10 protein-coding genes and 1 tRNA gene are annotated in these 9031 nt (G+C 60.6%); 5 read left to right on the forward strand and 6 right to left on the reverse strand.

Annotated features, from left to right (window positions below; genetic code table 11):
• Positions 1-339 precede the first annotated feature (339 nt).
• A complete protein-coding gene (locus SGJ19_24305; GenBank protein MDZ4783382.1) occupies positions 340-969 on the forward strand; it encodes an isoprenylcysteine carboxylmethyltransferase family protein in 630 nt (209 codons plus the stop codon).
• A gap of 180 nt (positions 970-1149) precedes the next feature.
• On the opposite strand, the gene SGJ19_24310 is transcribed toward SGJ19_24305, so the two are convergent.
• From SGJ19_24310 to SGJ19_24320, 3 genes are all read right to left on the reverse strand, one after another.
• Positions 1150-2055 carry a serine/threonine-protein kinase gene (locus tag SGJ19_24310; protein MDZ4783383.1) on the reverse strand — a complete coding sequence of 302 codons (906 nt, stop codon included), beginning with the start codon at positions 2053-2055 and terminating at the stop codon, positions 1150-1152.
• 34 nt (positions 2056-2089) lie between these two features.
• Positions 2090-2350 (reverse strand): hypothetical protein, encoded by a 261-nt coding sequence (locus SGJ19_24315; GenBank protein ID MDZ4783384.1) that lies wholly within the window; start codon positions 2348-2350, stop codon positions 2090-2092.
• Between the two features lie 96 nt (positions 2351-2446).
• A complete protein-coding gene (locus tag SGJ19_24320; GenBank protein ID MDZ4783385.1) occupies positions 2447-3814 on the reverse strand; it encodes a PhoPQ-activated protein PqaA family protein in 1368 nt (455 codons plus the stop codon).
• Between the two features lie 199 nt (positions 3815-4013).
• Between SGJ19_24320 and SGJ19_24325 the strand changes: the two genes are divergently transcribed.
• The gene (locus SGJ19_24325) at positions 4014-4505 is read left to right on the forward strand and encodes a HEAT repeat domain-containing protein (protein MDZ4783386.1); all 492 of its coding nucleotides are present in this window, start codon (positions 4014-4016) and stop codon (positions 4503-4505) included.
• Positions 4506-4517: 12 nt separating this feature from the next.
• Here the strand turns inward: SGJ19_24325 and SGJ19_24330 are convergent, their stop codons facing one another.
• The gene (locus SGJ19_24330; protein ID MDZ4783387.1) at positions 4518-5510 is read right to left on the reverse strand and encodes an NADPH:quinone reductase; all 993 of its coding nucleotides are present in this window, start codon (positions 5508-5510) and stop codon (positions 4518-4520) included.
• Positions 5511-5880: 370 nt separating this feature from the next.
• Positions 5881-6159, reverse strand: a complete 279-nt coding sequence (gene flgM / locus SGJ19_24335; protein MDZ4783388.1) for a flagellar biosynthesis anti-sigma factor FlgM — start codon at positions 6157-6159, stop codon at positions 5881-5883.
• Positions 6160-6991: 832 nt separating this feature from the next.
• Between flgM and SGJ19_24340 the strand changes: the two genes are divergently transcribed.
• Together SGJ19_24340 and SGJ19_24345 are read left to right on the forward strand one after the other, a co-directional pair.
• Positions 6992-7480 (forward strand): MarR family transcriptional regulator, encoded by a 489-nt coding sequence (locus tag SGJ19_24340; protein MDZ4783389.1) that lies wholly within the window; start codon positions 6992-6994, stop codon positions 7478-7480.
• 45 nt (positions 7481-7525) lie between these two features.
• Positions 7526-7609, forward strand: a tRNA-Leu gene (locus SGJ19_24345).
• Positions 7610-7696: 87 nt separating this feature from the next.
• On the opposite strand, the gene SGJ19_24350 is transcribed toward SGJ19_24345, so the two are convergent.
• Positions 7697-8359 (reverse strand): hypothetical protein, encoded by a 663-nt coding sequence (locus SGJ19_24350; protein ID MDZ4783390.1) that lies wholly within the window; start codon positions 8357-8359, stop codon positions 7697-7699.
• Positions 8360-8693: 334 nt separating this feature from the next.
• Here SGJ19_24350 and SGJ19_24355 point away from each other — a divergent pair.
• The coding region (locus tag SGJ19_24355; GenBank protein ID MDZ4783391.1) for a hypothetical protein at positions 8694-9031 on the forward strand (338 nt) is incomplete at its 3' end.

Consider the following 9031-nt stretch of genomic DNA (forward strand, 5'->3'; position numbering starts at 1 on the left):
ACCTCTGGGCCAAGACTCATCCCGAACACATCCACGCCTCGCGCGACCAAGAACTCCAAGCCGCCACCACCCGCCGCCGTCGCAACCACGCAAAACGCCACGCAGCGCTGGCGGTCCGTTAACGGTTACGCTGCTGGAGCGGGTTCGGGCGACACAGAGCTGTGCAAAGCCCGAGAAACAGAAACGCGGAAAGGCTTCCAAGGCGTGACGACGCCGTCGAACATTAAAAAGCGTTCATTCATTGCCCCAATTCCGTTGCCGAACTACGACATCTATAGTTAGATTCCCTGCACCTCAACGGTGAGGGATCGCTACCGGTCTAGACTTGGCTACATTCGCATGGACGCAATCACTTCACTCCCTCCGCAAAGCCGCTGGGTTCGCGGCCGCGGCTTGCTGGCCTTCGCCATTCTCGCCCCCTTCGCGGTCGGCGCACTGTTTTCGAAGCCATACGTGGGCGAAGGCACGCTGGGCGATCTGGAATTTGACCTGGCCGCGTTTGTCCTGTTTGTCTGCGGGGCTTTCTTTCGCTTCTGGGCCACACTCTATATCGGCGGGCGCAAGGGGAGCGGGCTGGCGACTCTGGGACCGTATTCGCTCTGCCGCAACCCGCTGTACTTCGGCACTTTCTTGATGCTGATGTCGCTCGTTGTTTTCCTACAGAATCTGACCCTGGCAGTGGGGGCGTTGCTGGCCACCTTTGTCTATCTTCGTGTGACCGTTGGCTCAGAAGAGTTTCGGCTTCAGCATCGCTTTGGCGATGAGTACACGACCTATCGCACTACTGTTCCCCGCTTCTGGCCTCGAGTGCGCGGATATCGCGCGCCCCCAGTCATTGAAGTCAACGTCGTAGGGCTGCGTCGAGAATGCCTCAACGCGCTGCGGTGGATGATCATTCCGGTCGCCGGAGAAGGGCTGGCCTACGCGCGAACGATGGAGTTGCTCCCCGACCTGTTCCACCTTCCTTGACGTATTCCATCACCGCGGCCTGGATTCGATGCATGGCACTCAAAGAAGAGTGGGAAGCCCAGGGCAACTGGCTGTTGAAGGTTTTGCAGGAACTCGGGTTTGAGATCGGCGAAGCGACTTGGTTGGCCTGCTAAAAGTCGTCGCTTAGTTAACGTTCCGGCGACCACGGTGCAAACCCGACTACCAAATCCGTTTCTTCGATGCGAGCTTTTGGCGAACGGCGACTTTGAAAATGCCGTCCCACATGTCCAAGAACTGTATCGAGGAAAGTCGCTTCGCGGGCGCAAACTCAAGCATTTGCGAAATAACATCCGCAATCTCGTCCGAAAACGAGCTGTGAATGGCTCCGATTGGATCCAACGCAACGTCGTCGTTGTACATGTCGACACAAAGCCTTTCAGGGTTTCGGCCCGTAAAAAGTTCGGCCAATACTAGGCCGAGTTGAAACACGTCGCTCTTCGTGGTCAGTTCGGCCTCGCCCCTCAGATAGGCAACTTGATCAGGCGTCCGGTATCTGTAGGGCATTCCGGCGCCAACACTCTCCTTGAACACTTCTCGGTCCGTATCCGCGTTCGCGAGTTTCAGCAGCCCAAAGTCGCCTAGCACACAGGACCGCCCTTTCACAAAGACGTTTTGCGGCTTTATATCTCTGTGAATTACGGCCGGGCGCAATTGATCCAAATGTGCGAGTGCGGATAGAAGCTGAAGCGCGTAGCTAATCTTTGCGACGACCGGTGTTTGCCTTTTCGCTTGAACCACGTCTTGAAGCGTGTAGGGCAAGTACTCCGCGACGACAAACGGAAATCGCCCCTCGAAACTTCCCCGATCAAAAACGCGCATGATCGAGGGATGGTCGCATTCTTGAAGGAACTCGACTTCCTTTAGAAACGCTTCCCCTCGCTCCGGACGTGACAGATTGCGAAAGACCTTAATCGCAAAGGGTACTCCTCGATGTGGTCCCGATGTCGCGACCACGAGATAGGTATTTGCGTTCCCGCCCTTCCCTAGCAACTGCAGGTTTCTATACAAGTACCCATCGCCCGATTCAATGTGCTGTCCGACGTCAAGGTAAAAGGAATCAGTCATGGCCGCTCCGGGTAAAAGCCACGCCTAACGCTGTTTAATTCTGTGAGACAGTCGGTTCGACCAGGTGAAAAAAAGGGGAAGCAGGATTGTCAATGTCGTAACCCCAAGAGAGCTTGCGTTCTAAGAACAGATCATGCCAGGCGGTGAGCAAACGCTGCTGACCTTGCTTGTCGCCTTTCAACTCGAACTTTTCCGCGGCCTCGCGCAAAACTACCATCTCCTGCGCAAACCCCGGCCCGCGGTCATAAAATTGCTTGGCCAACTGCAGAAGCCGCTCTTTGTATTCATAATCCATTTGAAGCTCCGATCGAATCAAGCGTCTATCAGATCCACAAAGCAAAATCAGAAACCGTCAGCTTCCATTGTACGAGTAGGAAATCTTGGACAGCAACTACCTCCCGTTCCCCTGATCGTCCCCGCCGAAGATCCGCACGTTCGTCGACAGATAAAACGGCATCGAGCCTTCGCCGAATTCGTAGAGGGCTTCGCCGAAGACCGCCGTGTAGCCGCCGTCGCCGTTTTTCTCCGTGTGGGCGAATTTGCCGTCGGCGAGGTTCATTTTTTCGGCGCTCCAGACGGATTCGCGGAAATCCTTCGTCTTGGATTTCGCCACCCAGGCGGAGACGCTCTTCGGCTGCAGGTCGGACGTGACGGTCAGTTGATGGCCGGCGCCGTTGTCCTCGTGCTTCCAATCCAGCGTCGGGAGTTTCAGACGTCCGGCAGCGCTTTGATGCAGCGCGGCGACCGTGCCGACGACGCGCGGCAGGTCGTCGAGGTCGTGTCCCCGGTTGGGCACGTACAACACGTGCTTTTCGCCCGGCAAGTCGTTCCAGTACAGATTCGTCGCGTCGAGCGCCCAGTAGCGATCGTTGGTGCCGTTCAGGATCAGTTTCGGCTTATCCAATTGTTCGCGGTAGTAGAACGGATCGACGATCTCCGTCAGCGCACGTCCGCGCGGCGTTTCGAAGATGTTTTGCAGGCCTTTCTCGGTGTAATCCTCGATCTGCTCCGAATATTTGCCCCAACTGGCGAACTGGTGCTTCATCTGCTCGTTCATGTTGAGCGTGTCGATCACCATCGGCGCGATCGCGTTCGCCCGGGCGTCCATGGCGCCGGTGAGCCAGGTGGTCCAGCCGCGCTTCGAGGCGCCCGTCACGGTGAAGTGCTTGATATCAAGCTGCCATTCCTGCTTGGCGAATTCCTGCGTGGCGTCCATGCCGCGGATGGCGCTCTTGACCATCGGCAGCAGCAGCGGCCAGGTGTCGTCGCCGGTCTTCATGTACTGCTCGAAGGTGTACGAGATCGCCGCGTCTTCGCTTAGGCCGTCGAAGATGGGCTGCTGCGGCACGTGCAGGATCGTGGCGACCGGCGCTTTCAGATGATTGCCGAGCGCCGCGACGATCATTGCTTCCTTCGGCAGTTTCTGATTCGGATCGGTCGGCGGTTGTTCCAACTCAGGCCGCCAGCCGCCGCCCGCGATCAACAGCAGCGCCTGCGAGGCATCCGGCGTTTCGGCCGGTTTGAAGATAAACAACGCATGCTTCCAGACGATCCCACGCCATGTCTGCGAGGTGAGAATCAGTTCGACGAACTTGCCGCCTTGCAAATCCCCTTCGCGGCGCTTGACCCACTTGTAGCTGTCGTCCGGCTGGGCGATGTACCTGGCCAGCGGCCCAGGAGCTTTTTCCGCGAAGGCGGGCGAAATCCAACCACAGGTCAGGCAAAACAGCAGCACAACGCTTGTTCGCAGTCGGGACACGCGGACCTCCGTCGAAAGGGGTGGGCGGAGGCGTCGGCCGGCGGTTTGTGCCCTTGCTGCCCCCAGTCCGCATCATAGTCGCTGGCCAGGTTTCCCGCCAAGCGATTTGGCAGACTTGCGCGGTTATGGGGCGCTGGACGATTCGCTCGGAATAAGCCATCCTTGTGGTAAGGTGCCGTGTTCGACGCGAGGACTTATCATGACTTTGCCGGCCGCTATGAAACGCCTCAGCCTGGGCTTACTGATCCTCGCGGCGGGCTGCGCGAAGGTGCCAAAATCGCCAACGACCGAGGAAATCCTCGCCGCCCGGGCGAGCTCGCCGCATCTCGAACGGAAGGCGCTCAAGCCGGTGTTGCCGGACCTGGGACCGGTTGTCGATCTACCAAAGTCCGCGGCCGGCAGCCTGGCCCAAATTGGCCCGGCGGCCATTCCCGCGCTCAAGACCGCTCTCACTGACGCCGATCCCACGGTGCGGCGTCAGGCGGCCCGTGCGCTCGGCCAGATGGGTCCTGAGGCGGAACCAGCCGTGGCGGAGTTGACCACGGCGCTAGGGGACGAAGCTCCCGATGTGCGCGAAGCGGCGGTCCAAGCCCTCGGCAAGATCGGCCCGGCAGCCGCCTCAGCCATTCCGGCGCTGATTAAGACGCTCGAAGACGATGCCGGCGCCATTCACGAAACGGCCCCAGAGTAAGTCGCCCGGCGATTACGGCTTCAGCACAATCTTGCCGGTCAGCGTGCCGGCTTTTTGGAGCGTGTTCTCTTCTTGCAACTTGTGTGCGGCCGCGGCTTCCGCGAGCGGCATGGTGCGGCCGATCTTGGGCTTGAGTTTTCCTTCGGCCAGCCAGTGATTGATATCGTTCGACGCCGCGCGTTGCTCGTCCGGCGTCGCGTTGAACATGGCGAAGCCGTGCAACGAGCAGCCCTTCACGTAGAACGGCCCGACCGGAAACACGGGCCGGGCTTCACGCCCGGCCATGAGGATCATGCGGCCGCGCGGCGCGAGTAGCCCGACGGTCCGCTCGAAATTCGGCTCGCGGAGCGTTTCCCACCAGACGTTCACGCCTTGCGGCGCGAACTCGCGAATCGCGGCGTTGACGTCGGTCGTATTGTAGTTGATCGCCAAATCCGCCCCGAGCGCCACGCACGTTTTGACCTTCTCGTCGGTGCCAGCCGTGGTGATGACCCGCGCGCCGATTGCCTTGGACATCTGCATCACGGTGCAGCCCACGCCGCCGGTGCCGCCGTTGACGAACAGGATCTCGCCCGGCTGCAGCTTCGCTTCGCGCACCAGGCCGAGATGCGCGGTGATGCCCACCAGGGCGACCGCGGCCAGCGATTCGTCAGCAACACCGTCCGGCGACGGATAGAGCCAGCTCTCATCGACCGCGGCATATTCCGCGAACGTACCTTGACGGCCCATCAGCCCTTGATTACTTCCCCACACGCGTTGACCCGGTTTGAACCGTTTGGCATCCGGCCCGCAGCGCTCGACCGTGCCAGCCAGATCGCACCCAATGATGTACGGGAGCGGGATCGGCATCGGAATCATGCCGCCGCGAATGTACGTATCGATCGGATTGACCGACACGGCCGCCACCTTGACCAACACCTCGGCGCCCTTCGGCTCTGGCGTGGGCAACTCGTCATAAGTGATGTTGTCCGTCGGTCCGGTCTGGCGAATAAAAGCGGCTTTCATCGTCGTGAACTCCGGTGCGGCGCGCGATGCGGTCAGGCAAGTCGCTGATTATGCCCGTTCAGCGCGAGCGACCGCAAGCGGCTGGGCGGCTTGCAAATCTTGTAGGGCGGGCCGTGCAAGAACGTAGTCGGCGCTATTTCGGTTGCGCTGCATCAAAGCAAGTCGCTTTGACTCCAAAATGTAAGGCCCGCCGATATCGAGCACGGCGGGCCTTACCTGTCGGAATCCACTAGGCGAAACACTTGTGAGCGCATTGCGGGTCGCAACGTGCCATTTATAGGCGCGGCCCGCCCTACGCATGTAAACGAAGCAGGCCGGGCGAACGCTTGGTTCTGCCCGGCCTGCGGTGATTTCAAGTTCCGCTGAGCGACTACCCGATCTCGTCGAGCAGGCGATCCAGTGCGCCGCTCAATTTCGCGTCGGTCTCGTAGCTGCCGTCGGCGATCGCGGCTCGCAGGGCCGCGACTTTGTCGTGACGGATCTCAGGGATGTCCGCCATCCGGGACATGATCTCGCCTTGCGACGAAATCTGTACTTCGTCTTGGATCGGAGCGCTCCGATCGCTCGACTGGGAGCGACTCGCCGCCGGAGTGTGCGGCGCGCTGATCGACTGCGGACCGTGAAGATGCGCGGGACCGTAAACCTGCATGATGCTTCTCCCGATGTCGCCGCCCGGTGGGGCGGACAAATGGCGTCGGGGGGAGTTGGAGCGGATTCGCCTGTTCGCGTCGCACTGGTCCGAGGGGACCGATCTCGATAGGCACTAACTAGGACGCGAACCTCAATGGAACCCTTGCGCTCTCAAACTACCCGCCGTCGTCCTTGAACATTCTACCTTGGAATTGGCCGGCGCCGCATTTCCGTGTCAGGACGACTCGCGGGCTCGAAGCTTGCACCCGTTTCATCGTCAGCGACGCGTCGCCGGTTCAACAAATTTCCCTTCGCACCCGCTAGTCCGATTCCGCCGCAAGGCGACCGTAAGCGGTCCACACGACACGACTCACACGAGTCGGAACAGCCGCTCGCGACGCATGTTGGAGCGTCGCCACACGACCTCGTTCACGTGGAGTCTTGCGCTCGCCGCGTTGGTTTGTCGCGACGCGCTTCACCGTTTCTGAGGCACTTCGGCAACGCTCGCTGTGTTGCCGAAATACAACACGCAACCTCTCGTTGCAGCCCCTGCCACCGGTTCTTACGCGACGCTTTGCCAATTGGTTCGTGGCAGCGCCAAACTCGCGGGGCGGATTATAGGCGGAACCGAAAAACTGGACAATATCGGACGGCTTTGGGAACGACTTTGCGTAGGTGCTGATGCACGGCGTCCCCTCCAAGCCCAGGGAAGGCCACCTAAAACGTCGCTGTCTTCCACGTCTCCGAGGGCCTTCCCTGGGCTTAGCGCGAGAAAGCGCACGTTCCACGTCGATTTCAGCACCAACAACCGTTGTCTCGACAACCATTCCTGGCCGGCCTACATTGGAAACATGCCCGCCGCCAAATCCAACGCCGCCGCGCCGAAGTTTGACTCGCCCGCCCAAGAAGCCTATTTGAACCTCTGGCGCACGTATGACCGGCTACGGGAATACGAAGACGAGTTGTTTAGCGAATATGGGCTGACGGCGCAGCAATACAACGCGCTGCGATTGCTGCGTGCGGCGGCGCCGGATCGGTTGGCGACCTTGGAGCTCGCTGAAAAGCTCGTCTCGCGCGCGCCGGACATCACACGACTCGTGGATCGGCTCGAAGGCCGCGCCCTGATTCAGCGCGAGCGGCCGGAGCGCAATCGCCGCACAGTCTTGGTGGGCATTACCGAAGCCGGGCAAAATCTGCTGGCTGACTTGGACGGCCCGGTGCGCAAGTGCCACGAGCGTCAACTGGGGCACCTGAGCGCTACGGCGATGAAACAGCTCATCGCGCTCTTGAAGGAAGCACGCCAACCCCACGAAGAACTGGTCCGCAAGGCGTCGCGGTAGTCGCTTGACCGGTCCCCCGCCGGGGATACACTGGACTATCCCTTAGCCCAGGTGGCGGAATTGGTAGACGCACCAGCTTGAGGGGCTGGCGGTAGCAATACCGTGCACGTTCGATTCGTGTCCTGGGCACTCACGGCCGTGGCTCGCGCCTCGGCCTTTTTGTTGCGCTAAGCTAATAGGCGCGTTTGTGCGTGCCCTGTGTGTTTCGGCCGCTTCTTATCGCGGCAACACTTCGTCGGCCGGGGCAACCGGTTGGTACGGGCGATACGGGTAGTTCGCGTACGGGTTGTGGCAAAGCGGTGCACACCACGGATACGGGTAAACCGGTGGAATCCGCGGCTTTCCGTAGCCCAGCGTGTAAACGCAATCCAGCGGGCGATGCACGACCATCTGCGCCGGCAGGATCACGAATTGCCCAGCGGCTCGGGCGGCCGAGAGGACTGGCTGCAGCGGTGCGCAACGGGATCGCCCATGACGCTCCAAGGCGACGTCTTCGAAGTAAATCGGCCGGTGGAACAGCCCGGGGGCTTCCCAGGAATAGGGCGACAGATACCAGCGCGGCCCGACGTCGCCGGCAACCTGGCCTTGGCCGCGGACATATTCCAGCGCGATATCCTCTGGCAGTGTTCCAGTCGTGGGCCGGATATCGATTTCCAGCCGGGGCAGCGGCAATTGAATGGTAGCCACGTTCGGCGGTCCGCCAGCCAATGGCGGTGTCATCTCAGGTTGCGTCGGCTGCGTCGCCTGAGCGGCGGCCAGACGAACCTGGGATTTGACCTCGGCCTGAGCGAACGGCGCGCGAGCGACCACCAGCGCCGCCATGAGAGCCAGAGTGATTCGCTGGAACCGGCTCAGCCGGGTGCGGTTTCGCAGTTTCATATATTGCTCGTGGTTGCCAACGAGTTTCGAACCAGGACGCCGCGAGCGCCTGCCACTTCTTTCGGTCGGCACGATCCGACCGTCGTTCGCGAGGTTTTCGTTGCCTTCGCGCCAACCGTCGCAACTGGCGGAGTCGCCTCACCGAATCGCTTTGCCCAACCGGCAAGCCTTTACAGTTCCTGTGACTGAAAACGGACCACTGACAACTGAAAACTTGAGTCCTCCGTTTTCGGCGACTTTTCGGACGCTAACGAATCCGGTACGGCGAATCATCTGTAGGGTCGATGACGGAGATACGGATGGCAATTGTTCTGAGCATTCTTCCGGAATCACCATGCGACCGCGAATCATGTTATCAGGTGATCGGCACGGGCAACGCGGGCTTTGGCTGCGTCACGCAGGCACGACCTTGGCCGCACTGCTCAGTTTGACGGCCGGATGCGCTGGGCCGAGTCCCCAGTTCTACAATCCAGGCGGCGACCCGACGCATTACGAGCGCCGCGCAGCGCAGCCGATCGACGACCCGACGTCGGACGAGACGGCGTACCAGAGTCGCATCGACGCCGCCGCGCCGCGTTTGATTCACGACGAGCGCCAAGTGGAATACTGGGACCTCACGCTCCAGGAAGCGCTCGAACTCGCGTTGCAAACCAGCGATGTGATTCACGACCT

This window comes from Planctomycetia bacterium (assembly GCA_034440135.1).
Classification (GTDB): domain Bacteria; phylum Planctomycetota; class Planctomycetia; order Pirellulales; family JALHLM01; genus JALHLM01.